The 26,465-nt window shown below is 65.4% G+C and carries 15 protein-coding genes and 2 pseudogenes; 6 read left to right on the top strand and 11 right to left on the bottom strand.

The window, feature by feature from the left end:
- Nucleotides 1-535 precede the first annotated feature (535 nt).
- The 4 genes from F7D09_RS01935 to F7D09_RS01920 form a co-directional block, all read right to left on the bottom strand.
- The gene (locus F7D09_RS01935; protein ID WP_152233744.1) at nt 536-1,507 is read right to left on the bottom strand and encodes a type IV toxin-antitoxin system AbiEi family antitoxin domain-containing protein; all 972 of its coding nucleotides are present in this window, start codon (nt 1,505-1,507) and stop codon (nt 536-538) included.
- Nucleotides 1,508-2,013: 506 nt separating this feature from the next.
- Nucleotides 2,014-4,344 carry a RelA/SpoT family protein gene (locus F7D09_RS01930; RefSeq protein WP_152233743.1) on the bottom strand — a complete coding sequence of 777 codons (2,331 nt, stop codon included), beginning with the start codon at nt 4,342-4,344 and terminating at the stop codon, nt 2,014-2,016.
- Between the two features lie 149 nt (nt 4,345-4,493).
- Nucleotides 4,494-4,973: a dUTP diphosphatase gene (gene dut, locus F7D09_RS01925; protein ID WP_152233742.1), complete on the bottom strand. Its 480-nt coding sequence runs from the start codon at nt 4,971-4,973 to the stop codon at nt 4,494-4,496.
- Nucleotides 4,973-5,266 (bottom strand): DUF4193 domain-containing protein, encoded by a 294-nt coding sequence (locus tag F7D09_RS01920; RefSeq protein ID WP_152233741.1) that lies wholly within the window; start codon nt 5,264-5,266, stop codon nt 4,973-4,975. Before F7D09_RS01920 ends, dut begins: the two co-directional genes overlap by 1 nt.
- Before the next feature lie 162 nt (nt 5,267-5,428).
- Here F7D09_RS01920 and sepH point away from each other — a divergent pair, with 162 nt between their 5' ends.
- A complete protein-coding gene (sepH, locus tag F7D09_RS01915; RefSeq protein WP_152233740.1) occupies nt 5,429-6,487 on the top strand; it encodes a septation protein SepH in 1,059 nt (352 codons plus the stop codon).
- Between the two features lie 27 nt (nt 6,488-6,514).
- Here sepH and F7D09_RS01910 read toward each other — a convergent pair whose 3' ends face one another.
- Entirely contained in the window at nt 6,515-7,855 is a 1,341-nt protein-coding gene (locus F7D09_RS01910) for an alkaline phosphatase family protein (RefSeq protein ID WP_376862803.1), read from the bottom strand.
- Nucleotides 7,856-8,092: 237 nt separating this feature from the next.
- Between F7D09_RS01910 and F7D09_RS01905 the strand changes: the two genes are divergently transcribed.
- The gene (locus F7D09_RS01905; protein ID WP_152233738.1) at nt 8,093-10,798 is read left to right on the top strand and encodes a DNA gyrase/topoisomerase IV subunit A; all 2,706 of its coding nucleotides are present in this window, start codon (nt 8,093-8,095) and stop codon (nt 10,796-10,798) included.
- 445 nt (nt 10,799-11,243) lie between these two features.
- On the opposite strand, the pseudogene F7D09_RS11710 reads toward F7D09_RS01905, so the two are convergent.
- Nucleotides 11,244-15,938: pseudogene (locus tag F7D09_RS11710) on the bottom strand (DEAD/DEAH box helicase); the annotation flags it as partial.
- 298 nt (nt 15,939-16,236) lie between these two features.
- On the opposite strand from F7D09_RS11710, the gene F7D09_RS01895 reads away from it, so the two are divergent.
- Nucleotides 16,237-17,667, top strand: coding sequence for an aspartate ammonia-lyase (locus tag F7D09_RS01895; protein WP_152233736.1), 1,431 nt, complete (start codon nt 16,237-16,239; stop codon nt 17,665-17,667).
- 61 nt (nt 17,668-17,728) lie between these two features.
- Here F7D09_RS01895 and F7D09_RS01890 read toward each other — a convergent pair whose 3' ends face one another.
- Together F7D09_RS01890 and F7D09_RS01885 are read right to left on the bottom strand one after the other, a co-directional pair.
- A complete protein-coding gene (locus F7D09_RS01890) occupies nt 17,729-17,962 on the bottom strand; it encodes a helix-turn-helix domain-containing protein (protein WP_152233735.1) in 234 nt (77 codons plus the stop codon).
- On the bottom strand, nt 17,962-18,519 hold the full coding sequence (locus F7D09_RS01885; RefSeq protein WP_226835851.1) for a DUF2975 domain-containing protein: 558 nt from the start codon (nt 18,517-18,519) through the stop codon (nt 17,962-17,964). The genes F7D09_RS01890 and F7D09_RS01885 overlap by 1 nt, the downstream gene beginning before the upstream one ends.
- A gap of 241 nt (nt 18,520-18,760) precedes the next feature.
- On the opposite strand from F7D09_RS01885, the pseudogene F7D09_RS11705 reads away from it, so the two are divergent.
- Together F7D09_RS11705 and F7D09_RS01875 are read left to right on the top strand one after the other, a co-directional pair.
- Nucleotides 18,761-18,967, top strand: a pseudogene (locus F7D09_RS11705) (AlbA family DNA-binding domain-containing protein); the annotation flags it as partial.
- A 7-nt stretch (nt 18,968-18,974) separates the two neighbouring features.
- Nucleotides 18,975-20,174: an ATP-binding protein gene (locus F7D09_RS01875; protein WP_193312268.1), complete on the top strand. Its 1,200-nt coding sequence runs from the start codon at nt 18,975-18,977 to the stop codon at nt 20,172-20,174.
- An 83-nt stretch (nt 20,175-20,257) separates the two neighbouring features.
- Here F7D09_RS01875 and F7D09_RS01870 read toward each other — a convergent pair whose 3' ends face one another.
- From F7D09_RS01870 to F7D09_RS01860, 3 genes are all read right to left on the bottom strand, one after another.
- Nucleotides 20,258-22,603, bottom strand: a complete 2,346-nt coding sequence (locus F7D09_RS01870; protein ID WP_152233733.1) for a DNA gyrase/topoisomerase IV subunit B — start codon at nt 22,601-22,603, stop codon at nt 20,258-20,260.
- Nucleotides 22,604-22,668: 65 nt separating this feature from the next.
- Complete coding sequence (locus tag F7D09_RS01865; RefSeq protein WP_376862816.1) at nt 22,669-24,336, bottom strand: RNA polymerase sigma factor; 1,668 nt, start codon at nt 24,334-24,336, stop codon at nt 22,669-22,671.
- 164 nt (nt 24,337-24,500) lie between these two features.
- Nucleotides 24,501-25,178, bottom strand: coding sequence for a DUF4192 family protein (locus tag F7D09_RS01860; RefSeq protein ID WP_152233732.1), 678 nt, complete (start codon nt 25,176-25,178; stop codon nt 24,501-24,503).
- 190 nt (nt 25,179-25,368) lie between these two features.
- Between F7D09_RS01860 and F7D09_RS01855 the strand changes: the two genes are divergently transcribed.
- Nucleotides 25,369-26,454: a polyprenyl synthetase family protein gene (locus F7D09_RS01855; RefSeq protein ID WP_152233731.1), complete on the top strand. Its 1,086-nt coding sequence runs from the start codon at nt 25,369-25,371 to the stop codon at nt 26,452-26,454.
- The last annotated feature ends 11 nt before the right edge of the window (nt 26,455-26,465 follow it).

Below are 26,465 nucleotides of genomic sequence, written 5' to 3'. Positions count from 1 at the left end.
GCGGGACAAATCGGAACAAGGACAGGCCACGATCACCGAGGCCGTCAGTCAGAATCAGGGTCACCGCCAGGCCGCCACTCCCATTATCGCCGATCGGATTAACCGGCATAACCATTATCAACGTCAGAGACGGCAACGGAACGTACCCGTAGAGGATGCTCCGAGTACGTTCCGTCCAGAATTCACAACGAACCGTACTCAAACCGCTTCCACGCGTACGTTCCGTCAGTTTTTCTTGACCGAACGTACCCGTACAGCACCTCCCGAGTACGTTCCGTTCCGCAATTCCAACCGACCGTACTCGTAGACATCGTTCGAGTACGGTTCGTCAGGGAAAAATGACGGAACGTACCCGTAGAGGATGCTCCGAGTACGTTCCGTCCAGAATTCACAACGAACCGTACTCAAACCGCTTCCACGAGTACGTTCCGTCACAGACAACTCGACCGAACGTACTTGTACGCCGCTGTTCGGGTACGGTCCGTTAGAGATTCCGGTCAAGCGTACTCGTAGCGTCGTTCCCGGGTGCGATCGCTCACTGACGGTTTCTCGGAACGCCGGCCTCCGTCAGGATTCTGCGCAGACGGTCCAGGTCCTGCAGATCCTCGGCCTCAAGTCGCAGAATCGTTCGCACTCGTTGACCTCTAAGAGCGTCTTCCCGTTCCCGCTCCGCATGCACTTTCTCCCTGATGGTCGTGCGCTCCAGCCCGTCCTGCATCACGTATTTGTCCATGCCGTCGAATTCCAGGACGATCATGCTCCCATCCGGCAGAATCCACATGAAGTCCGCCCGATACACTGCGTTTGGACGTGACGGGTTGCGGAATACATACTGCAACCGAGGCACCACGAAACCAAGGATGATGATCAGCGCCCGTACCAGCGACTCACCGCCGTTCTCGCTCAACGGGTCCGCATACTGGCACAGACGTTCCAGACCCATGCTGTCCATATGCAGGATTCTGGCATATTCTGGGAGAGCGGACACATTGCAGCCGCGCCGCATCGCGTCATCGAACATGCCCAGAGTCTCCTGGAACGGAAACAAGGCGGCACAGTCCACCAGCGTACGTTCCAACGAGGTCACGCGGACTCCGGATACGACGACGTACTGAATATCGTCGGCGGTCTCACCCACGACTATCCTTCGCAACTGCCAATACTGATGATTCGATGGCGGGAACGAAGACGCTATGGTGATGGTCACGCCGCCGTGCAGCGTATAGCCATGTTCCAGACCATGGATGACGGCTGCCGTCAGACCGGCGAACACCCAGTCAGGGTGAAGCACGCTCAGCGCCGCGGCTACATGGAAATGACGCTGGATGGGATTCAGCCCCTCCCAATATGCAGCTCTGGCGTATACGTTTCGATATGGCCGGACCAGTTCGCCGGCCTTATGCCTCCTCTTCAGCGCACGCCGTTGCCTGTCGTTGAGACCGACCGCGCAACGGCCGGCGGCTTCGGCCTCGTCAAGGATTCGTTCGGTAGGAATATGTGTTCTCATGTATGGCACGCTATCGACAGCGGCGTCTCTGGTTCAAGTCGAACGGGGTAATGTGGTCGGAGCTTATGCCTTTTCGAGGTTTATCGGCGTGTCGCGCGCCAAAAAGTGACTTTCCGAGTGCGATTCGTCCAAAATTCACAACGAACCGTACTCAGGCCGCTTCTACGAGTACGTTCCGTCAATAAATCCCAACCGAACGTACCCGTAGCAGACGGTTCGGGTACGGTCCGTTCAAAACTCTCGACCGACCGTACTCAAACAGTTTCCACGGGTACGGTCCGTCATCTTTTCCCAACCGACCGTACTCGTAGACCACCGTTCGAGTACGTTCCGTCAATAAATCCCAACCAAACGTACCCGCAGTATACGGTTCGGGTACGGTCCGTCACGAAAAACAAACCGACCGTACCCGAGTGTTGGCTACGGGTACGGTCGGTCATGAAGGACCGGCAAACTGGCGGACTGTAGCCGTCGGATTGGCCGCGAGACTGCCGGGAAGCACACGGCTACTTCATCTTGCGCAGACGCGGCACGGCGGAATCCTTTGCGCCGGTGACGCGGTAGACGTCGAACACGCCGTCGATCTTGCGCACGGCTGCGAGCAGACGGTTCAGATGCTGCGGATCGGCCATCTCGAAGCTGAACTGGCTGATGGCCACGCGATCCGAGCCGGTGGTCTGCGAGCCGGAGAGGATGTTCACACCATGGTCGGCGAGCACGCGCGTCACGTCGCTCAGCAGATGCTGACGGTCAAGCGCCTCCACCTGGATCTTGACCATGAACAGGCCCTTGGTGCTGGTCCACTGCACGTCGACGCACCGTTCCGGCTGCTTGCGCTGCAGGTCGATCATGTTCTGGCAGTCGGTGCGGTGCACGGACACGCCTTGGTTGCGCGTGATGAAGCCGGCGATGCGGTCGCCGGGCACCGGCATGCAGCAGCGGGCGAGCTTGACCCACACGTCGTCCACGCCCTTGACCGACACGCCGAGCGAATTGGTCTTGCGGCGGGCGCTTTCGACCGCGCGCAGCGGCAGCGCCTCCTGCTCGACCTCCTCGTCGACCTCGTCGCTGCCCGCGTCCTTGACCAGATGCGCGATGACGTTCTGCGTGGAGATCTGCCCGTCGCCGATGGCGGCGAACAGGGCGTCAGGGTTGGCGATGTTGAGCTCGTCCGCCACGCCGACGAGCGCCTGCGCGGTGAGCAGCGTGGCGATCGGCAGGTTGCGCTTGCGCATGGCGCGCGTCAGTTCGTCGCGGCCCTCCTCGATGGCCTCGGTGCGGCGTTCCTTGCTGAACCACTGGCGTATCTTGTTGCGCGCCTTGGGGCTTTTGACGAAGCTGAGCCAGTCGCGCGACGGACCGGCGTTGTCGGACTTGGAGGTGAGCACCTCGACGGTGTCGCCGTTCTCCAGCTTGGTGTCGAGCGGGACGAGACGCCCGTTGACGCGCGCGCCCATCGTGCGGTGGCCGACCTCGGTGTGCACGGCGTAGGCGAAGTCGACGGGCGTGGCGTTGGCCGGCAGCGAGACGATCTTGCCTTTCGGCGTGAACACGTACACTTCGGCGGCGCCGAGGTCCTCCTTGAGCGAGCCGAGGAACTCGTTGGAGTCCGGCGTCTCGCTGGTCCAGTCGGCCAGCTGCTGAATCCATTTGAGGTTGTCCGCCTCGCTCAGCTCCTGGTTTTCGGAGCCCTCGCGCTTGCGGTCGGACTTGTCCGGCGAGCTGAGCGCACGGCCGGCCTGGCCGTTCTCCTTGTACTTCCAGTGCGCGGCGATGCCGAACTCGGCGCGCCGGTGCATGTCCCACGTGCGGATCTGAATCTCCACCGGCTTGCCGCCGGGGCCGACCACCGTGGTGTGCAGCGACTGGTACATGTTGAGCTTCGGCATGGCGATGTAGTCCTTGAACCGGCCAGGCACCGGGCTCCACCGCGCGTGCACGGCGCCGAGCGCCGCATAGCAGTCCTGAATCGTGTCGACGATGATGCGCACGCCGACCAGATCGTAGATGTTCGAGAAATCGTGGCCGCGCACGATCATCTTCTGGTAGATCGAGAAGTAGTCCTTCGGCCGTCCGGTCACATACGCCTTGATGTGCTGTTCGTCGAGGTCCTCGTTGATCTCGGCCAGGATCTGCTTGAGATAGACGTCACGCTGGCCGGCCCTGCGGGCCACGAGCACGACGATCTCGTTGTAGATCTTCGGGTAGAGCACCTTGAAGCTGAGCTCCTCGAGCTCCGTCTTGATGGCGTTCATGCCGAGCCGGTTGGCGAGCGGCGCGTACACGTCGAGGGTCTCGCGGGCCTTCTTCTGTGCGCTTGCCGACTTGACGTACCGCCAGGTGCGCGCATTGTGCACGCGGTCGGCGAGTTTGACGACGAGCACGCGCACGTCACGGCTCATGGCGACGACCATCTTGCGGATGGTCTCGGCCTGAGCGGAATCGCCGTACTCCATCTTGCTCAGCTTGGTGACGCCGTCGACCAGACCGGTGACCGTGTCGCCGAACTCGGCGCGGCACTGGTCGAGCGTGTAGTCGGTGTCCTCAACGGTGTCGTGCAGCAGGCCTGCCGCCACGACGAGCGGACCCATGCCGAGGTCGGCGAGGATCTGCGCGACCGCGAGCGGATGGATGATGTACGGCTCGCCGGATTTGCGGCGTTGCGCGGAGTGCTGGATGACCGCTCGACGGTACGCGCGGTCCAGAATGCTCATGTCCTCGCCGGGATGATGGGACCGGCACGCCTGCATGATCGGCAACAGGGGGTTCATCGGATCCCCGCTGATCTCACAGCCAAGCATGCGGGCGGCGCTGTGCTCGGCTTCGTCGTTGACCATCTCCGCCTCCCTCTGACATATCGTGTGGTTCACATCCTACCCGCGTCGAGCGAACAACGACGCCGTCGGACCATATCGGCCGGCTCTTTCGACCGACCATATCGCCGGACCATCGGCGTCTTGCCGCCGGCGTCCGGCCGCACCCCGCGTCAGTGCGACGAGACGCCGGTCGACCCGAAGCCGCGTTCCGCGCGATCCGAGCCGGGCAACGTCTGCGCCGGCACGAAGCGCGCCTCGACATAACGCTGGATGACCAGCTGGGCGATGCGGTCGCCGGGATGGAACACCACGGTATGCTCGGGGTCGAGGTTGATGAGCGGCACCTTGATTTCGCCGCGGTATCCCGCGTCGATGGTGCCCGGCGCGTTGAGCACGGTCACGCCCTGCTTGACGGCCAGGCCGGAACGCGGATGGACCAGCGCCACATATCCCGCGGGCAGCGCGATGGCGATTCCCGTGGGCACGAGTGCGCGTTGGAACGGCTTGAGCGTCACTTCCTCGGTGCAGGTCAGGTCCGCTCCGGCGTCTCCGGCGTGCGCGTAGCGCAGTTCGACCGGATGGACGGGGTCGAGGGAGCGCACGAGCACTTCCGTGTATTCCGGCTCGTTGTAGGTCTCGTCGAACGACATCAGGCGGCGCACTCCTCGCACACCGGCTGTCCGTCGTCCGTGACGTAGGCGAGCTGGCTGCGGTGCTTGACCAGGAAGCACTCGGAGCAGATGAACTCGTCGTTCTGCATCGGGATGACGGTCACCGAGGCGTCCTCATTGCTCAGATCGGCGCCGGGCAGCTCGTAGTCCTCCGCGATGGCGTTCTCGTCGTCGTCCATGTCGCTCGAAGTGCTCCGCGAGCCCTTGCCGAGCGCCTGCAGCGATTCCTCGTCCTCGTCCTTGTTGCGGGGGGAATCATAATCCTGAGCCATTGCAATCCTTTCACCGATGGTGGCACGTTATGCGCCATAGAATAACATGACTTTTGACGCCGTAGGATACACGACTCGAAATACCCGTAAAATACGACACGTGCGGCACAATGGAAGCAAGTAGAATGAAGTGGCAATTCCTACACAGAAAGTGGTGTGATCATGCCTGAGAACCCGCTCATGCAAGCCCGATTCGACCATGTCGACGACACGGGCCGACTTGTGTTCTCGGCTGGCGAGCAGCGGTTCTGCGTCATCGTCGACGAAACGCTCGAGCGCGCCCTTCTCGAAGCCAAGCAGATCCGCGAGGAGTCCCGTTCGGCTCCCAGCTCCACGACGTCCGCCACCCTGCCGATCTCGCAGATCCAGGCGCTCATCCGCGCTGGCGCCGACCCCGCCCGCGTGGCGGAGCGCTACCATCTGAGCGAGGCGCTCGTCCGCCGCTTCTCCTCGGCGGTGGAGATGGAGAAGCAGTACGCCATCGAACAGTTCTTCACCGTGCCCGCGCCCAAGGAGAGCCGCGGACGCACCCTCGCCGACGTGATCGAACGCACGCTGGCGGTCGCCGGCATCGGCATGGAGTCGGTCACCTGGAAGGCGACACGCCGGGGGCTCGAGCCGTGGCGCATCACCGCGTCCTTCGAATCGGCGGGCCGTCAGGCGAGGGCCGAATGGTCGTGGAACATGCATGACAACGCGGTCGTCTGCCTTAATCCGACGGCCAAGAAGCTGCTGGGGGCGGCGTCGGGGCCTCGCGAAGGCGCTGCCGCCGCGGCCGACGCCGGCGACTTTGCCGCGGCCGTGTCGCTGCCGGGCGATTCGGTGCGTTCGGCACGTATCGAACGTGCGGTCTCCGCATGGAACACGCCGAAACCGACGCTGCCGGCGGCTCGGCCCGAGGCGCGCCTGCCACGCGAGACGTCGCCGCTGGACGCTCCGGAGCCGGCATCGGCATCCCAGCCGTCAGGAGGAGACATCCCCCGCACCGGCGCACTGCCGCTTGCCGCGCAGTCAGGCACGGCGGTCGCCCCTGCGTCGTCTTCGGCCACCGGCATGTCCGCGACCGGCCAACCTGCCGCCGCGGCAGGCTCGACCGCCGCGGCAGGCGAGACGCCGCGCACACAGACGGCCGAATCCGCTCAGGCGGACGCGAAACCGGCGAAACGCCGCTCCGGACGTTCCGCCGTTCCCAGCTGGGACGAGATCCTGTTCGGCGAATGACGGTCGCCATAAGCCGGCGGCCTCGTCTCACACGAGGTCGATGAGGCAGGGTATGTCCATCTCCATCGCGGTCTGCGAGCCGTGGACCCCCGGCAGCCGGGTCGCCTTGTCGGTCTGGATGCGTGAATCGACGATGGTCGTGCCCTGCGCCGCCGATACGAGCACGTCCCCGATCATCGGCTCGACGCGTGGGTCGACGGGACCGAACATCCCCTGGTCTATGGCCTGACGGCGGGTCCTCACCAACGCCATGTCGCCGAGACGGTCGCGCCAGCGTGCGGCGATGTCCTCCGGATCGGCGTCGGGCTGCGCATACAGCATCACCGAACGCGGCTCGCCTCCCACCAGCGCCACGTCACGTGACAGCTGCGGCTCCTGCGCGATGTCGACGCGGGCCGCAGGGTCGGCCGACACCATGCCGTGATCGGCGACGATGACGATCAGCGTGTCCTTCGGCGCCTGACGCGCAAGCTGGCCGAGCTGCCCGTCGACCCGTTCGAAGACGGCGGTCCACTGCGGCGACTCCCAGCCGTCGGCATGGCCGGTCTTGTCGACGTCGCGGATGTACAGATAGGTCAGCCCCGGCGTGCGCGCCGCCTCCGCCGCCGCCTTCACCCGTGCGGACGGCCGCATGTCGCCGATGTACCGCGCACCTCGCAGCGCCGCCTCGGTAAGCGGCGAGCCGGCGAACTTCGGCAGTCCGCAACTGGTGACGCGCACGCCCTGGCCGCTCAGGCGTTCGAACACCGTGGGCTGGCGCTGCAGCTCATGCGGGTCGATCGCGTTCTTGAACTGGATGAGCTGCGACAGCTCCCCCGTGCGCGTGTTGCGTTGCGTATAGCCGGTCATGCCGGTCAGTCCCGGGCACGTTCCGGTGCCGAACGCGGCCATCGCCGCGACCGTGGTGCTTGGCGCGCACGTGGATATCGGCCTGAGGTTCGCGCTGTCGTGCAGCAGCGAACGCATATACGGGCAGTGGCCGATGCGCAGCCGCAGGTTCCAGTATCCGAGCCCGTCGACGAGCACGACGATGGCCGACCGGGCCTCGGGCAATCCCAGAGCGTCCCTGAGCCGGGCGGGGTCATGGTGGATGGCGGTGCCGACCGGATGCCCGATCGCGGCGCTGACCGCGGGCAGCACGGACGACAGGTGCAGGCGGCCGTCACGGTGAAGCTCGGCCGGCGGCAGGTCAGCGGGGTCGATTCCCGAGTCGGCCGCACGATCGCCGTACCCGGCCGTCTCGCCGCCGTCATGCCCGGTCTTGGCGGCGTCGAATCCATCGTTGCCGAATCCATCGTCATAGCGCACGGTGGGTATGATGCCGTGCAGCTGCTTCATGTGTTCCGTCTGCGCATCCATACTCCCCATTCAATCACCGTCGCATGAAAACGGCTGCCGGCCGGCTTGGGCGACGACTGTCGGACGCCGCTTCGTGTGACGGCCGTTGGCGGGACGTCGGTTATCATGGATGTTCGGCATTTCCCGCCCGCGCGCATCGGCCGTGGCAGGGCGGCGACATGGACTGATACGACGGTGACGGCCGCGCGCGAACCGCAAGGCGGCCGTCATCCTGCAGACATTCGGCACAGATGGGGAGCGGCATTCATGGCACATCGCACCGCGCGTCAGACCTTCGACCCGCGCGAGGTCAAGGAGCATATCGTCGAGACGCCGTTGAACGACGAGATGAGCAAGTCGTTCCTGGAATACGCGTATTCGGTGATCTACGCCCGTGCGCTGCCGGACGCGCGCGACGGGCTCAAACCGGTGCAGCGGCGCATCATCTACCAGATGGGCCAGATGAACCTGACCCCGGAACGCGCCTACATGAAGTCGGCGCGCGTGGTCGGCGAGGTGATGGGCAAGCTGCATCCGCACGGCGACTCCGCCATCTACGAGGCGATGGTCCGTCTCGCCCAGCCGTTCGCCATGCGCCTGCCGCTGGTGGACGGCCACGGCAACTTCGGCTCGCTTGACGACGGCCCCGCGGCATCCCGATACACCGAGGCGAGGCTCGCGCCCGCCGCGCTCGGCATGAACGCCGACATCGACGAGGACACGGTCGACTTCACGCCGAACTACGACAACAAGCTCAAGGAGCCGACCGTGCTGCCGGCGGCAATCCCGAACCTGCTGGTCAACGGCGGATCCGGCATCGCGGTCGGCATGGCCACGAACATGGCGACGCATAATCTCGGCGAGGTGGTCGCGGCGGCAAAGCACCTCATGAAGCATCCCCAGTCGAGTCTGGAGGAGCTCATGCAGTACGTGCCCGGGCCGGACTGGCCGGGCGGCGGCATCATCATCGGACGTTCCGGCATCCGCGAAGCGTACGAGACGGGCCGCGGCACGCTCACCACGCGTTCCGCCACGCATTTCGAGAACGTGACCGCGCGCAAGAAGGCGATCGTCGTGACCGAGCTTCCGTTCATGGTCGGCCCTGAACGTGTGCTGGAACGCATCTCCGAAGGGGTGAAGAACCGCAAGCTGGAGGGCATCTCCGGGGCGATCGACCTGACCGACCGTCATAACGGCACCCGTCTGGTCATCGAGATCAAGACCGGCTTCGACCCGAACGCCGTGCTGGCTCAGCTGTTCAGGCACACGCCGCTGCAGGACAACTTCACGATGAACAACGTGGCGCTGGTCGACGGGCGACCGCACACCATGGGGCTGAAGGAGCTGCTGCAGGTGTGGATCGACCATCGCCGCGTGGTGGTGCGCCGTCGCAGCGAGTTCCGCCGCAAGAAGGCGCAGGAACGCCTGCATCTGGTCGAGGGCCTGCTGCTGGCGCTGCTCGACATCGACGAGGTGATCCAGGTGATCCGATCCTCGGACGACGCCGACACCGCGAAAAGCCGGCTGATGGCCGTGTTCGACCTGGACGAGATCCAATCGCAGTACATTCTCGACCTGCGGCTGCGCCGGCTCACGCGCATGAGCCGCATCGAGCTTGAGGCGGAGCGCGACGACCTCAAACGCCGTATCGAGGAGCTCGAACACATCCTCGCCTCCGCCGAGGAGCTGGACCGCGTGGTCGTCAACGAAATGGACAAGGCCGTCGAACAGTACGGGACGCCGCGGCGCACGGTGCTGCTCGACGAGAACCCCGACGGCTCGCTCGCGCCCGTCGTCGCGCACGGCGACGACGAGGCGTCGGCCACGGCGATTCGCGCCGCGGCGGAGGCACAGACGGTCTCCTCCGCGGCGGCGGACGTTGCAGCGGCAGCGGCGGCGGCGAAGAAGGCCGGCGAGGAGAACGCGACCGCGACCGCATTGCAGATCGACGACAAGCCGTGCGTGGTGATGCTCAGCGCGTCCGGCCTCATCGCACGCACGTCGCCCGCCGCGATGGACGTGTGGCAGACACGATCGGCGACCGACCGGCGGACGAAGGACGACCAGATCGTCTCGATGTTCCGCACGTCCACACGATCCTCGTATGGTCTGATCACTTCGGCGGGGCGCCTCGTGCTGGCGCATGTGGTGGAGCTGCCTGATGTGGCGGTGGATTCCACGGTCAGCGCGACCGGCGGCATCCGCGCGGACGAACTGCTGGGGATGACCGAGAGCACGGATCCCGTGCCCGGCGAGCACGTAGTGACCGCCATCGCGATGACCGGCACGCTCAATGGCGTCGAACAGCCGGCGGATGCGGCAGGTGAAGGCGTGAACGAGCTCGCGCCGTTGGCGATCGGCACCCGCGGCGGCGTGGTGAAACGCTGGAACCGTGAGTCGCCGACCACCATGGATTCGTGGAGCGTCATCGACCTGAAGGACGGCGACAGCGTCCTGTTCGCCGCCGATGCGGCCGACGAGGACCGGCTGGTGTTCATCTCGTCCGACTCGTCGCTGCTCACGTTCGAGGCCGTCAACGTGCGCCCGCAGGGCAGGACCGCGGGAGGCATGGCCGGAATCAGGCTGGCCGCCGATTGCACGGTCATGGCATTCAACGTCGTCCCCGCCGGCAAGATCGCGTGGACGTACGAGGAAGGCGAGAACGGCATGTTCTCCGCGTCCGGCGCGGTCGTGCTCACGGTCGCCGGCGACAAGGACGCGCTTGCCGGAACCGAGAACGGCGCCGCGAAGGTGACACCGTTGGAGATGTATCCGACAAAGGGGCGCGGCACGGGCGGCGTGCGCTCGCAGCGGTTCCTCAAGGGGCAGAACACACTGATCTTCGCGTGGACGGGCATGTACCCGCTGCACGCCTCGACCGAGGGCGGAGCGCCGGTGGAGCTGCCGAAGCCGGATATGCGCCGTGACGGGTCTGGCGTCGACCTGGGCGCGCCCATCGCCTACATCGCCTGACGACCCGCCGGCGTTGGCCGCCCTTGCCCAGCGGTGTGCCTCAGCCGTAGAGTCTCATGCCTTGCGGGCATGGCGTGAAGCCTGCGGCATGCAGGATGCGCGCGGTTTCATTGCGTACGGTCAACGGCTCGCCGTTCAGGTCGGAGAAGGTCGCTCCCCCGCGCGTCCCCGGTATCATCCTGCGTTGGAGCGCGTATGCCAGTTCGGTGCATGCGGCTTTCAGCACGTCCGGAGTGCGGTCGAACGCAACGAGATGATGGCTTCCCACAGCGGCGTATAACACCGGATGGCCATGGGCGAACACGACGAGCGCACCCGCACGGCGGATCGTCCTAACCTGTTTGGCATCCTGTTGCGTTTCTGGCCGTTCCGGCCAGTCAATCGCCGTTCCGGCCAGGTTCGCGGGGTCGGTGGCGTCGATGGCGATGTCTGACCTGCCGGTCTGACGTGCATGGTCGCGCAGCGCGTCAACTGTGTCCTTTTGTGCGAACTGCGCTGCGCCGAAACCACGTACGAACATGCCTCGCACCAGCATGCCATGATCCTCCATGCGTTTGAGCACCGGATACAGCGTCTGGAAGCCTCCCGGCACATCCTCCATGCCGATGAGCGGTTGCGCGATGATGCCATACCGGTCAAGCAGCACGTCGACGAGATCGATCACCGACTGCGTGGCGGCGGTGCCGGCCTCACGCTCTGGTCGAATGCAGACGGCCTTGCCCTGTGTTCGGTCGCCGAGGGGCGTCTCCGCCGGCCGTGAATCATCGGAGGCTGCCGAGACGACGGCCGAGTCCGGCAGGCTGTCACTTCGTGGGTCCTCGGCGTCGCCTGGGGCTTTGGCGTCATCCGAGACGTCGGCACCATCCATGACGGCGGCACCATCCATGACGGCGGTGACCTCCGAAACATTGTCTGCCTGCGAGACGTCATCGGCATCCGGGAGGCCGGTGATGGTCGACGACCATAGACCGCCCAAAGTCGCTGGCATCATCAGCCGCGCGTTTGCCATGCGTGGGCGCGCCCGACGCAGGCCATTGCGCGAGGGAGCGCGGGAACGCGCCGCATGGCCGGTCTGGCGGGTCTCGTCCAATGCCCTCACCGGCGTCAACGAGCTGTTGGTGACCAAGCCGCTGCGCACCAGCGCCCATAACGCCTCTTCGAACCTGCTTTGCGTCCATGCCTGCGGCACGATCTCGCCGGTGTCCGGGTCGATATACGGCTCATCGCCGGCGGCCGTCCAACGGTCGCGTGCCATGGACTCCAACTGCGCGGCGTGATAGGCGCCGCCGGCGGACAGTGCCTCGAGTATGGCGTCACCGACATCGGACGACGCCACGGCATGGGAGTCCGCCTTGCCATCGGCGTTCCGGTTCCGACGCCTGTGCTCATAGTCGACGCGCAGTCTTCGCAGACGGGCTTCGAGCAGCGGCGAGTCGGCCGGATGAAACGCCACCGGCCCCATGCGCGGCGGTTCCTCGCCTTTTGCGGCGTCAGACTCCCCGCCGATCCAGACGACATCACCAGACGACAGCAGCGCATCCAGCTGCGCTGGCTCATAGTCACCCACCCGGGATGGGAACACGGATGTCTCCCACACCTGCAACGGCAATGACACGCCCTCCAGCTGCTCGATGACCCGCATCAGACCGTCCTCTCCGCGATACCGTTCACCGCCGACCGGACCGACGCCCTGATAATCCAGCAGGAACGACTGGTAGACGGACGGATCCACCGGTCTGATACTGTGCCGCGCTTTGGCGAGCGACAGAGCGCGGATACGCCGGAACACTTCGCGGTGCAGCCACTGCTGCGGCTTGGGCCGTGTCGCCGGCACATCGGGTGAGGCACCGGAGACGGCATCCTCCGGGGCATCTCTCTGCCAGCCGTTTCCGGCATTGGCCGGAGCGCCATCACCGGACGAGGCCATGAGAAACGTCCCGCGCATCAGCTCCCCGCCCGCGTGCATCCGGTCCAGCTCATGTACGACTTCATCGGCCGGCATGCCGGTGTCGTGCAGCAGCTCGTCTGTGGTGAACGGGCCATGGGTTTTGGCGTATCGTGCGACCCGGCCGGCGACATCGGCATCATCCAGGTCATTCCAGAACTTCCGTTCAGCGAGCCGCTGCATCACCTCCCGGATCGCATCCGGGTCGAGCACCGCGGACAGGTCGGTTTCGCCGAGCAGCCGTTCCAGTACGTCGGGGTCCACGGAGAGCAGTTGCGCGCTGCGCTCGGCCTGCGGCATGTCGTACTGGTACATGACCGAGCCGACGAATCCGAAGAGCAGGTTCTCGGCGAACGGCGATGGCGTCTGCGTCGTGGTCTCGGCCAAGGTCATCGTCCCATCCCGCAGCGCGCCCATCAGGCGCGCGAGCGCCGGCAGGTCGTATACGTCCTGCAGGCATTCGCGGGCGGTCTCCAGCAGCAACGGGAAGTTGTGCCGCGTGCGAGCCGCGCCGAGCAGCTGCGCCGCGCGCAGCCGCTGCTGCCATAATGGCACGCGCCTGCCCGGTTCGGTGCGCGGAAGGAACAGGGACCGTGCCGCGCATTCGCGGAACCGGGCGGCGAACAGCACGCTCTCGCCGACCTGAGTCTCGATGATGTGGCGCATCTCATCGGCGTCGAACAGGAGAATGACCCGGATCGGGATGTCGCCTTCGCCGTCCGGCAATCGCAGCACGATGCCGTCGTCGGCGGCATAGACCTGCCCGTCGAACCCGTAGCGCTGTTTCAGCCGCGCGTCGATGGCCAGGGCCCACGGCTCATGGACCCGCCTGCCAAGCGAGGAGTGCACGATGACGCGCCAGTCCCCCTCCTCGTCAGGGCATCGTTCGACGACGACCGTATGGTCATCGGGGATGTAGGTCGTGGAGGCCCGCTGCTCGGCGAGCAGCTTGGCCAGGTTGCCGATGGCGTTGTCATCGAGTCCGTCGGAGCGCAGCCTCCGCTCGACGGCGGCATCGAATCGAGGGGCGTTCCCCTGCGTCGCGACGGCGCCGACACGGCCCCCACGCCGGAACGGACCGGATCCGTCGCCTGTCGTCTCGTGCAGCCCTTGCGCGACCTCCCGCACGAACCGTCCGCGCAGACGGCCGAATCCCGCATCCCTGCCGCTGTCCTCGCCATGCCAGAACGGCAGTCGCGCCGTACGGCCGGGGGCCGGCACCACCACGACCCGGTCGCGGGTGATCTCCTGAATCTGCCATGCGGATGTTCCCAGGGTGATCACGTCGCCGACGCGGGACTCATAGACCATCTCCTCGTCCAGTTCGCCGACCCGGCGCGGCCCTTTGCCCGCATCGGCTTCAGGCAGCACGACCGTGTACAGGCCACGGTCGGGGATGGTGCCTCCGCTGGTGACGGCGAGCCGTTGGGCGCCGGGCCTGGCGGCGATGATGTCGTCGTCATGGTTCCACATGAGCGGCGGGCGGAACGCGGAGAAGTCCTCGTCGGCGTATGCGCCGGTCATCATGCCCATGACCGCGTCGAACATGCTGCGGTCCAGGTCGGCGAAGGGTGCCGACCTGCGCACCGTCGCATACCAGGCGTCCGGTTTGAGGTCGTCCATCGCCGCGGCGGCCACGGTCTGCTGGGCGAGCACGTCCAGAGGGTTGCGGGGTATGACGAGCGGTTCCAGACCGCCCGCCCGCATGGCCTCGATACTGGCGGCGACCCCGATGATCTGCTCGCGGGTGAGCGGGTAGAACAGGGCGTGGGATACGCCGCCGACATGATGGTCGGCACGGCCCACGCGCTGCAGTCCGGAGGAGACGGACAGCGGCGGGGATACCTGGATAACGAGGTCCACCGATCCCATATCGATGCCGAGTTCGAGGCTGCTCGTCGCGACCACACAGCGAAGGCGCCCCTGTTTGAGCTGCTCCTCGATCTGCTTGCGGCGGTCCTTCGACACCGAACCGTGATGGGCCATGGCGATGACGTCCCCTTGCCCATGGCTTCCCACAAGCATGGTGGTGGAGCCCACCACCGAGTCGTAATGGCCGGAGAACCCCTCCCGTCCTTCCGGAGAGCCGTGCCCGAAGGAGTCATCCCCCGCTCCCCCGTAATCCTGCGCATACAGGTCATTGAGGCGTGCGGTGAGCTTTTCGGCGAGTCCCCGGGAGTTGACGAACACCAATGTGGTGCGGTGAGCCAGCACCTCGTCGAGGATGCTGCGTTCGACGACCGGCCAGACGGACCCTGACGTCCCGTCCCCGGCGGCTCCGATGATGGCGGTCGAATCCGCTTGCGACGCGGCGACGCCCTTTCGCTCGGCCAGCCGCTGCATGGCCGGCGTGACACCGCTGATTCGAGTCCTCGCGCCTCCGTCCCTGTCCGCCTCCACGCCTCCGGCGCGGGCGGGGACGTTCGCCGACTGCAGGTCGCGCATGTCGGCAAGCGGCTCCACCACCTTGAGGTCCATCGCAGGCCGGTCGTCCGGGTCGATGATGTCCACCGGCCGGCCGCCGGAGAGGAACCGGGCCGCCTCCGACGGCGGATTGACGGTGGCGGACAGTCCGATGCGCTGCACCGGACCGTCCGTAAGCGATTCCAGCCGTTCCAGACTCACCGCCAGATGGGCGCCCCGCTTGCCGCCGGCCAGCGCATGCACCTCGTCGACGATCACGGTGCCCACGCCGGTGAGGATGCGGCGGGCCTTGGAGGTGAGCATCAGGTACAGGGACTCCGGCGTGGTGACGAGGATGTCAGGCGGATGGGTCGCGATCCTGCGTCGTTCCTGGGCCGTGGTATCCCCGCTCCTGATGGCCACGCTGACGGCGGGCGCCGGCAGTCCGAGCGCCTCGCACTGTTCGGCGATGCCCGCCAACGGTTGTTCGAGGTTCTTCGCCACGTCGACCGCGAGCGCCTTGAGCGGCGACACGTAGACGACGGACACCGCATGCCGTCTAACATTGGCGCGCCTCTCCCGCCCCGCCGGCGGTTCCGTGCGCATCAGCCGGTCGATCGCGGCGAGGAACGCCGTCAGCGTCTTGCCCGATCCGGTCGGCGCGACCACGAGCACATCGCGCCCGGACCGGATGGCCGGCCACGCCTGCTGCTGCACCGCCGTTGGCTGCGGGAACGCATGTTTGAACCATGCCCTGGTAGGCGCCGAGAACAGGTTCAAACAATCGTACATATGTTTGATACTGCCGCCTGTCGCGGACAAACGGCTTCACGCCACCGTCGCCGTCACGCTCATCGAAACACAAAACCGGCTCCACCGGCCGCGACACGCCGACGCACGCCGCTACGCTACCAGCGAATCTTGGCGAGTCGCGGCAAAACAGGGGAAGATGGAGACCAGCAAGAGGCAGCGCACGCCAGGACGACGTTCGCCCCGATGCCGCCGGCAACCGCGATGCGGCAACGTCACATCAGCGACGTCACATCGGCAACGCCGCACGACACACACAACGTCCAGCAAAGGAACGGATATGAGCACATCTTCGACAACACGCCTCGAACATGACTGCATCGGCGAGCTTGAGGTCCCTGCGGATGTGTACTGGGGCATCCACACGCAGCGGGCGATCGGCAACTTCACCGTCTCGGGGGTCAAGGACTCCAGCCACCCCCAGCTCATGCAGGCCTACGCGACGGTCAAGCGCGCATGCGCCGAGGCCAACGACGAGCTCGGCCTCATCGACCACGGCAAGGCGCGTCTGATCGTCGCCGCCTGCCGCGAGATCGAGGCCGGCAAGCTCGCCGACCAGTTCCCCGTCGACGTGTTGCAGGGCGGCGCGGGGACCTCCACGAACATGAACATGAACGAGGTCATCGCCAACCGCGCGCTCGAGCTCGGCGGCCACGACAAAGGCGACTACCGTTACATCCATCCGAACGACGACGTGAACCACTCGCAGTCGACGAACGACACGTACCCGGCGGCCTGCAAGCTCGCGCTCATCGACGCCATCGGCCCACTCGCCGAGGAGACGAAGAAGCTCGCCCGCACCTTCCATGACCTCGCCGACCGCCACATCAACGACGTGACCATCGGCCGCACCCAGCTGCAGGACGCGGTGCCGATGACCTACGGTCAGGAGTTCCACGCATTCGCCAGCTTCCTCAAGGCGGATACTGCGGCGTTGGAGCGCGTGGTGCCGCAGCTCATGAGCCTCAACCTCGGCGCGACGGCCATCGGCACCGGCATCTGCGCGGACCGGCGTTTCCGCAACACCGCCACCGAGCATCTGGCCCGCATCACCGGTCTGCCGATCACCGCGGCATCCGACCCGATCGCCGCGATGACGGACATGAGCGCGTACATCGCCGTCTCGCAGACCACGAAGAACCTCGCCATCCATCTGAAGAAGGCCGCCGACGACCTGCGACTGCTCAACTCAGGCCCGCATGACGGCTTCAACGACCTCAACGTGCCCGCCCGTCAGGCAGGCAGCAGCATCATGCCCGGCAAGGTGAATCCGGTGATTCCCGAATGCGTCAATCAGGTGTGCTTCCGCGTGTTCGGCATGGACACGACCGTCACCTGGGCCGCGTCGGAAGGCCAGCTGCAGCTCAACGCATTCGACCCGGTGATCATCCACGAGCTGCTCAGGGGCATCGACCTGCTGACCCGCGCCATGGTCATGTTCCGCGAGCGCTGCGTGGAGGGGATCACCATCAACGCCGCCGTCGGCCGCCGTTACGCCGAGTATTCGCCGTCGATCGCGGCCGCGCTCAACGGCTCCATCGGCTACGAGCATGCGGCGGACATCGCCGAGGAGGCCTCCTCGACCAACCGGACCGTGCGCGAGGTGGCCGGCGAACGCACCGACCTGCCCGCCGACCAGCTGGATGAGCTGCTCGACCCGATCACCCTGTCGCGCAGACTCGGCCAGACCTGCCGCGAACATCACGAGTGACAAACCGAGCGCGGTGGCGAGGGGCATCCGCCCCCTCGCCACCGCGCTCGCCGCCGCAGTCTCAGGCCTCGCCTGCGTCTGCGGCATCCGCATCGTCCGCATATTCGAGGATGTCGCCCGGCTGGCAGCCGAGCGTGCGGCAGATCGCGTCAAGCGTGGTGAAGCGCACCGCCTTGGCGCGGCCGTTCTTCAGAATCGATACGTTGGCCGGGGTGATGCCGATCGCATCGGCCAGCTCGTTGACGCCCATCTTGCGTTTGGCGAGCATGACGTCCAGGTTCACGCGGATGGCCATCAGATCACCGCCTCGAGTTCGCGGCGCTGCACGATCGCCTGCGTGAGCAGCGAACGCATGACAAGCATGAGCAGCACGAACGCAGCGATGAGCAGCAGCCCCACGACAAGCGTCAGCGCCATCAGCGGCATGGACAGCGCAGCCGGAACGCTCTCGCGGGTCACCGGATCGACGTACTGCAGGCCGGAGCCGGCGAAAACCAGAACGAACAGCACCAGAAGGCCCTCCGCACACGCACAGCCGATGACGAGATCGACCCATGCGATCGCCCTACCGGAGAAGATGTCCCGGTCGCGCACCAACGTGAGCAGCGGCCAGACGGCGGCGAGCGCCACCTCCACGCACAGGATGCCAAGCACCGCCGCGATCCGATAGGGCCACAGGCCCGGCGCCGTTTCCGGCACCTCCTCCACCACTGCGGCGGAGACGGGGAACACGGCGTACTGGCCGAGCACGCACACCAGCTCGAACAGCACGATCATCGCCTTGATCGCAATGATGACGGCCAGGCGGCATTGCGTACCATGCATGGCCGCCGTCCTGATCGGTTCATTCATAATGGCTCCTTCCCTATCATTGACACCATCTGAATAACGATAGTAATCTATCGGAAAACGATATATAAACATCACTAACAATTGTTTTACAATACATACATATCGTTTTTCGATATTTGCGGTGGGTGACATGACGGTCGGCATTGCCGACGAACCGGTGGAGCGTATCGCACGGCATGGCAGTCAGCATCTCAGCCCGATTGTCGGCACCGTTCCGCGCGGCAGATAGCCGGATGCCAAACTGCCCCACAGCCTATGGGAGACGTACAGCGCATTCGCCAACACCAATGGCGGCACGATCATCCTTGGCGCGGAGGAGGACGCCGACCATCGCCTGCATGTCACCGGAGTACCCCACGCCCATGAACTGATGACGACTTTTTGGAACAACGTGAATGACGGCAACACCGTCAGCGCAAACATTTTGGTCGATGAAAACGTTCATATCGAATCATATGATGGCAAGGACGCAATCATCATCGAAATTCCCCGCGCCCAACGGGAAATGCGTCCTGTTTTCGCCCTGTCGCAACCCGCTGACCGGCACCTACCGTCGCAATGGCGAAGGCGACTACCACTGCTCATCGGATGAATACCGAGCCATGATCCGAGACCAAGGCGATGAACCTATTGATGGGACGGTCGTCGAGGAGATGGGCCTGGAATCCATAGACATTCCGACGCTCAACTCATATCGCAACCTGCTCAAAGCTCAGAGACCTGGACATCCTTGGTTGGAATTGCCCGACGACGAACTGCTGTGGAGGCTCGGCGCGGCGCGGCGATTGCCAGGCAGCCGCCAGCTGCATCCCACGCGGGCGGGCTTGCTGATGTTCGGCGATGAGCGGTACATCACCGAGGAATTCGCCCGCTATCTGCTTGATTTCAGGTTGATTACGGATACCGCCACCCGACGGTGGGACGATCGCATCATGTCCGCCGACGGCACATGGCCCGGCAATGTCTTCGGCTTTTGGACCCGCGTTACCCCCAAACTGGTGGACGGCCTGCCCATGCCATTCAATTTGCCGAACGGCATTATGCGATTGGACGATACGCCGCTGCGCAAAGCCATCCGGGAAGCCTTCGCCAATGCGCTCGGTCATGCCGACTACTTTGGAGGAACCGGCGTGGTGGTGATTCGTCACGGCAACGAACGCATCGACTTCCGCAATCCCGGCACGTTGCGCCTTGAGCAATCGCTCATCGAGCGTGGCGGATTGTCGGATGCCCGCAATCCCGGCATCATGAAAATGTTCAATCTGCTCGGCATCGGCGAACGCGCGGGCAGTGGATTCGATACGCTCCGCGCTGGCACGAGATCAGAGAATCTGTCTGACCCGATGCTGCACGAGGAGCTGAATCCGGATCGGGTGACGCTGTCGATGCCAATCACCGTCGTCCGCAAAGCCGATGCCATACATCCGAATTATGACGTCCCTCAGACCAGTTCACGAATGGCTCAGCCACGGCGAGAGCAAGACGTTCTTCACCTGTTGCAGTCAGGACAATCCATGAAAGCCGCGGAGATTGCATCCCGACTTGGAGTTTCCTCCGCACGCGTTCGCGTATTGCTGAACTCTCTGATGAGACAGGGCAAAGTCGACAGACAAGGATCCGCCCGACAGACAAGCTATCGTGCAATACAGGAATAGCGTTTATCTGCAACATCATATGCAATATTGTCCGCAACAATTGCAGATAATATTGCAGATAAACGCCATGCCCGCCTCCACAATCAGGTGTCGATCTTGGAGCGGTCGAAGTCGTCGGCGTTGTCGACGATGAACTGCTTGCGCGGCGGCACGTCATCGCCCATGAGCAGGCTGAAGACGCCCGCGGCCTGCGCGGCGTCCTCCATGCGGATGCGCCGCAGCATGCGCGTGCGCGGATCCATGGTGGTGTCCGCCAGCTGGTCGGCGTCCATCTCGCCCAGGCCCTTGTACCGCTGGATGTCGGGATTGTAGGAGATGCCGCGCTTCTCGAGGTCGGCGAGCTTGCCCGCCAGCTCGTCGTCCGAGTACGTGTAGATGTATTCGCCCTTATGCGACCCAGCCAGCGCGATGCGGTGCAGGGGCGGCACGGCTGCGTACACGTGGCCATGCTCGATGAGCGGCCGCATGTACCGGTAGAACAGGGTGAGCAGCAGGATGCGGATGTGCGCGCCGTCCACATCGGCATCGGTCATCATGATGACCTTGTTGTAGCGCGCCTGGCTGATGTCGAAGCTTGCACCGGACCCCGCGCCGACCACCTGGATGATGGCCGCGCACTCCTTGTTGGACAGCATCTGGCTCAGGGACGCCTTCTGCACGTTGAGGATCTTGCCTCGAATCGGCAGCAGCGCCTGGAAGCCCGAATTGCGGGCGGCCTTGGCGGTGCCGAGCGCGGAGTCGCCCTCGACGATGAACAGTTCGGCCACGTCGTCGTTGCCCGGCTGGCAGTCGGAGAGCTTCGGCGGCATGGACGCGGATTCGAGCGCGTTCTTGCGGCGCGTGACCTCTTTGGTCTTGCGCGCCTGGATGCGCGCGTGCATCTCGCCGACGATCTTCTCGAGCACGCGGCCGGACTGCTCCTTGTAGCCGCGCTTGGAGCCGGTGATCAGTTCGCCGAACTGCTTGTCGGTCATGCGGGTGACAATCGGACGCACCTGCGCGGTGCCGAGCACGTCCTTGGTCTGCCCCTGGAACTGCGGTTCGGCGATGCGCACGGTGACGACGGCCACGAGGCCCGCCATGATGTCGTCGCGTTCGATCTTCTGCGCGTTGTCCTTGAGATTGACCTTGAGCTTGCGTGCGTTGTCCTCGACGGTCTTGCGGATCTGCTTGGTGATGCCGGCGAGGAAGCCGTCGACGTGCATGCCGCCGCCGGGCGTCTCCACCACGTTGACGAAGCTGCGCATCACGGTGTCGTATCCGTTCACCCACCTGAGCGCGATGTCGACGCCGCAGGTGCGGGTGACCTTGCGCGCGTGCAGCTCGCCGTTCTCGCCGACCGCCTGGGTCTCCTCCTCGTACGTGTCCTCGCCCTGGATGCGCCAGATGTCGGACACCGGCTCGCCCGCCGAGAGGAAGTCGACGAAATCCTTGACGCCGCCGGTGTGGCGGAACTCCTCGACGCGGGCGTGCGTATGCCGTGCGGCGTCGGCTTTGGCGATGGCGACCGCGGCGTTGCCTGCCTCTGCGGCGTCCTGGTGAACGTCTGCGCCGGATGGCGCGTCTGCCAAGGCGGTCTGCCCGTCGCCTTCCGCTTCGGTTACGCCGTCGACGGTGCCGACGGCGGCCGCAACGTCGTCACGTGAGACGTCGTCAAGTGAGACATCGTCATGAGCAGCGTCGACCTCCAGCATCTCGTCGACCGTCTCGTCACCGGTTTCGGGGATGTTCTCGTCGATGACGGTGATGCGCAGGCCCGGCACCAGGAAGCTGGTCTGACGGACGCGGTCGATGAGCTGGTCGTAGCTGAACCGCGCGGTGTCGTTGAAGATCTCGGGGTCCGCCCAGTAGCGGATGCGCGTACCGGTGGTCTTGGGGCTCACCTTGCCGATGATCTCGAGCTCGGTGGGACGGTTCTTTCGGGTGCGCTTGAACGGCGAGTCGGGTGACGGGTGGGCGGGGTCGGCGTCCGTGTAGACGCCGGGGTGGCCCTGATGGAACGCCATGTGATGGGTCTTGCCGTCGCGGTCGACCTCGACGTCCAGTCGGGAGCTCAGCGCGTTGACGACGGACGAGCCGACGCCGTGCAGGCCGCCCGCGGCGTTGTAGGAGGCGTTGCCGAACTTCGCGCCGGCGTGCAGCTTGGTGAGCACCACCTCGACGCCGGTGAGTTTGGTCTTCGGTTCGACGTCGACCGGGATGCCGCGGCCGTTGTCGGCGACCTCGACGGACCCGTCGTCGTGCAGGGTGATGGTGATATGGTCGCAGGCCCCGGCCAGCGCCTCGTCGACGGAGTTGTCGATGATCTCCCACAGGCAGTGCATGAGGCCCTGGCTGTCGGTGGTGCCGATGTACATGCCGGGACGCTTGCGCACCGCGTCGAGGCCTTCGAGCACGGTGAGACTGTCGGCACTGTAGGATTCGGGCATGGTTCTCCTTACAGCAATGCAAACGACGAGGCTCCCCTCTTCAGGGGAGCCTCGTGGTCAACGGATCATTGATCGAGGAAGTCGCGCAGGGTCTGCGAGCGCGACGGGTGACGCAGCTTCGACATGGTCTTCGACTCAATCTGGCGGATGCGCTCACGGGTCACGCCGTACACGCGGCCGATGTCGTCCAGCGTCTTGGGCTGGCCGTCCTCGAGGCCGTAGCGCATCTTGATGACGCCGGCCTCACGCGGCGAGAGGGTCTCGAGCACCTGATTGAACTGCTCCTGCAGCAACGAGAACGCCACGGCGTCGGACGGGGCGATGGCGTCGGTGTCCTCGATGAGGTCGCCGAACTCGGAGTCGCCGTCCTCGCCGAGCGGGGTGTGCAGCGAGATCGGCTCGCGGCCGTACTTCTGCACCTCCTGCACCTTCTCGACCGGCATGTCGAGCTCGCGCGCCAGCTCGTCCGGCGTGGGCTCGCGGCCAAGGTCCTGCAGCATCTGACGCTGGACGCGGCTCAGCTTGTTGATGACCTCCACCATGTGCACGGGCACGCGGATGGTGCGCGCCTGGTCGGCCATGGCTCGCGTGATGGCCTGACGAATCCACCAGGTGGCGTACGTGGAGAACTTGAAGCCCTTCTTCCAATCGAACTTCTCGACGGCGCGGATCAGGCCCAGATTGCCTTCCTGAATGAGGTCGAGGAACAGCATGCCGCGGCCGGTGTAGCGCTTGGCCAGCGAGACGACGAGTCGCAGGTTGGCCTCCAGCAGATGGTCCTTGGCCTTCTTGCCGTCGGACGCGGCCCACTTGAGCTCGCGCCTGCGCTTGAAGTCCATCTTGTCGGACTCGGTGTCCAGCAGGTGCTGGGCGTACAGGCCGGCCTCGATGCGCTCGGAGAGGTCCACCTCCTGCTCGGCGTTCAACAGGCTCACGCGGCCGATCTGCTTGAGGTAGTCCTTGACCGGATCGGCGGTGGCGCCGGCGGCGATCACACGGCGCTTGGGGTTGCCGGACGGCGTCAGGTTCTCGTCGTCGTCATCGTCGCGCACGACGAAGGCGCCCTTCTCCTTGGGCTGTTCCGGCTCCTTGTGGGCCGTCTCCTCGCCGTCGTCGGAGTCGTCGGAATCATCGTCCTCGCCATCGTCGGAGTCATCCGCGCCATCGAGGTCGTCGTCCAGGTCACCGTCTTCGTCGAGGTCGCCGTCCAAATCGTCGTCCAGGTTCTCCTCGTCGACCTGCACGTCGTCCAGATCGTCCGTGGCGTCGTCGTCGAGGACGTCCACGGACTTCGGCTTCGCTTCCTCGTCCTTGACGGCCTTGCGCGAGCCACGCGAGCGGGTCCCGGACGTGGACTTCTTGCCCGTCGAACCGGTCGCCTTGGCGGACTTGGAGGCCGATCCGCGGCGCGTCGTGGTCTTGCGACGGCTCGTGGTCTTCTTCTCGGAGGCGTCGGAAGCCGGCTTCGCGTCGCCGTCCTGAGCGGCCTGGTCGGATGCGGTCTTCGTCGCTGTCGTCTTGTTCGTTGCCGTAACGGTCTCCTTCTTTCGTGCGGCGCTCGTGCGCGCGCCTGAGCCCTTTGCGGCTCGGCTGGATGTCGTCTTTGCGGATGGCTTCCTCTTACCGGATGACGCCTTATCGGATGCCGTCATATCAGATGACGGCGTGCCGGATAGCACCGAGGCATTCGTCTCGCCCGATGCCTGGGCGGTCATCGTGTCCTTCGTGGCCAAACTCATCCTCCTGAACCGTCCTGCCGGATGTGCTTATACCATAATGGGCGCACTTCTGGCAAGAGCAAATCGTCAACTAGTGAGTTAACCATCTTCCAAGGACGATTATTCCCGCAAGGCGAGTCATCCCGTCGGGCTTGTCGGCCGGCGCCGGCGCGTCCCCATCACTGCCGCCCGATCCATGCCGGCATGATGCCCCGGTGCACGGCCGAGCAGATGATCGCCGCCAGCGTGCAGTCATCGTCGACCGACAGGCAGTGCAGGGCGAACGCCGCCGCCCGCGAATCGCCGATCCACCACATCACGTAGGCGAGGATCACCATGGGCTGCACGGCGAACCGGTCCGGCAGGCGCACGATCATGTCGGCGAGCATGTCCGCGCCACGCTGGCAGCGCTGCAGATCCGGCCGGTGGGAGTCGTCGTGGAACGCGCGTTGCAGTTCGCGGCACATGCGCACCTGCACCTGCGGCTCGTGCGGACTGGAGGCGAACCGGATCATCATCGCCTTGTCGCCGCAGCTCTCCGGAGCGATGAGTGAAAGGATCATGGCGTCGCGCACCGGCAGCGAGACCACCATCGCCGCGGACAGCGCCGCGATCGACTCGTCGTCAAGAGCCGTGCCGTCACCGCCGAACCCGGCAAGCCACGCCTCGAACGGACGGTCGATCCATTGCCGCGCCGCCTTGGTGGCGCCCTCCTCGCGCCTGTGCCGCCGGTACTCGTCGCACAGATGCTCCATATGGTCCTCCCGTATGGCATCGGCGTTCGCATGTGAAGCCGGAGCGTCCTGGACTTCGACGCCCAGCGCCTGGCCGTTGTGATGCTGTTCATGTTCCTGCATGGCCGTCCCCCTTGGGTCGTGGGCCGGCGGATGGCCCGCCGGCGTACGGCCGCCCCTTACGGCCGTGGTTTCCACTATGCCGCATCGCGGGCCGCGGCGCCACTTTGCACGGCCCTTGTGGTCGGAGGTTCGCGAGCCTTGCAATGACTGGGTTCTTGTATTCGTAAAACCCTGTGGATAACCTCTAGGTATGACTGTTTCCTCTGATTTGTCCCTGATCGAGTCGCGGATCGTCGACGCCGTACGCCGTTTCATGTCGATGGAGGCCGGCCAGGAGATCGCGCCTTCATGCCGGATGCTCGCCGACGCCGTCTCCAGGCAGGCCGTGGCCTCCAGCGAAGGCGGTAAGCGTCTGCGCGCCCGGCTGGTATTGGACGCGTTCGACGCCGTGGACCGGCGGCATCACGACACGCCCGGATACCGCGAATCCGTCCTCGATCTGGCGTGCGCGATAGAGCTGTTCCAGACGGCAGCGCTCGTCCACGACGACATCATCGACGAGTCCGACCTGCGCCGCGGCAAGCCGTCCGCGCACAAGGCGCTGGCGTCTGCGGCGCACAACGCCACGATCGGCAAGGGGCTGGGCATCATGCTCGGCGACCTGCTCGCCACGGCGAGCGTCGACCTGGCGAACCAGGCGGCCCGCGGACTCGTCTCCTCCGACGCGATCGTGACGTCGTTCCTCGCCATGCACCGCGAGGTGGAGATCGGCCAGGTGCTGGATCTGGCCGTGGAGCTCAATCCGCTGGACGACCCCCAGCGGCTGGTCCAGGCGTCGCTGAACGTGTTCCGCTGGAAGACCGCAAGCTATACGACGATCGCCCCGCTGCGGTTCGCTCTGCTCGCCGCCGGCGCCGACCCCGGCGTCGCGGACCGTCACGCCATGGCGATCGGTCTGCCGCTCGGCCAGGCGTTCCAGCTGGCGGACGATCTTCTGGACGTCATCGGCTCGAGCCGCAACACCGGCAAACCCATCGGCAGCGACATCCGCGAAGGCAAGCGCACCGTGCTGCTCGCCGACGCGATCGCCGCGGCCGACGAAAGCCAGCGAACGACGCTGATCGACCTGTTCGAGGCGACCGCGCGCGACGACGCCGACGTGCGGCAGGCCATCGCGCTGTTCGAGGCGACCGGCGCCATCGACCGCTCACGCCGGCGGATCCGCACGCTCTGGGACCGGGCGCACGCGGCGATCGGCGAGCTGCGGCTGCCAGCCGACGTCGAGGGAACGCTCGTGGAGGCGTGCCGCAGGTTCGTGCCGACCGTGGAAGCGTAGAAGCGTAGAGT

The sequence above is a fragment of the Bifidobacterium leontopitheci genome, from assembly GCF_009193355.1.
Classification (GTDB): Bacteria; Actinomycetota; Actinomycetes; order Actinomycetales; family Bifidobacteriaceae; genus Bifidobacterium; species Bifidobacterium leontopitheci.
This window is presented reverse-complemented; position numbering and strand designations above follow the sequence as displayed.

Coding starts and splice junctions, on each gene's coding strand:
- F7D09_RS01935 (WP_152233744.1), bottom strand. CDS start 1,507: ATGAGAACACATATTCCTACCGAACGAATCCTTGACGAGGCCGAAGCC.
- F7D09_RS01930 (WP_152233743.1), bottom strand. CDS start 4,344: ATGGTCAACGACGAAGCCGAGCACAGCGCCGCCCGCATGCTTGGCTGT.
- dut (WP_152233742.1), bottom strand. CDS start 4,973: ATGTCGTTCGACGAGACCTACAACGAGCCGGAATACACGGAAGTGCTC.
- F7D09_RS01920 (WP_152233741.1), bottom strand. CDS start 5,266: ATGGCTCAGGATTATGATTCCCCCCGCAACAAGGACGAGGACGAGGAA.
- sepH (WP_152233740.1), top strand. CDS start 5,429: ATGCCTGAGAACCCGCTCATGCAAGCCCGATTCGACCATGTCGACGAC.
- F7D09_RS01910 (WP_376862803.1), bottom strand. CDS start 7,855: ATGGGGAGTATGGATGCGCAGACGGAACACATGAAGCAGCTGCACGGC.
- F7D09_RS01905 (WP_152233738.1), top strand. CDS start 8,093: ATGGCACATCGCACCGCGCGTCAGACCTTCGACCCGCGCGAGGTCAAG.
- F7D09_RS01895 (WP_152233736.1), top strand. CDS start 16,237: ATGAGCACATCTTCGACAACACGCCTCGAACATGACTGCATCGGCGAG.
- F7D09_RS01890 (WP_152233735.1), bottom strand. CDS start 17,962: ATGGCCATCCGCGTGAACCTGGACGTCATGCTCGCCAAACGCAAGATG.
- F7D09_RS01885 (WP_226835851.1), bottom strand. CDS start 18,519: ATGAATGAACCGATCAGGACGGCGGCCATGCATGGTACGCAATGCCGC.
- F7D09_RS01875 (WP_193312268.1), top strand. CDS start 18,975: ATGATGGCAAGGACGCAATCATCATCGAAATTCCCCGCGCCCAACGGG.
- F7D09_RS01870 (WP_152233733.1), bottom strand. CDS start 22,603: ATGCCCGAATCCTACAGTGCCGACAGTCTCACCGTGCTCGAAGGCCTC.
- F7D09_RS01860 (WP_152233732.1), bottom strand. CDS start 25,178: ATGCAGGAACATGAACAGCATCACAACGGCCAGGCGCTGGGCGTCGAA.
- F7D09_RS01855 (WP_152233731.1), top strand. CDS start 25,369: ATGACTGTTTCCTCTGATTTGTCCCTGATCGAGTCGCGGATCGTCGAC.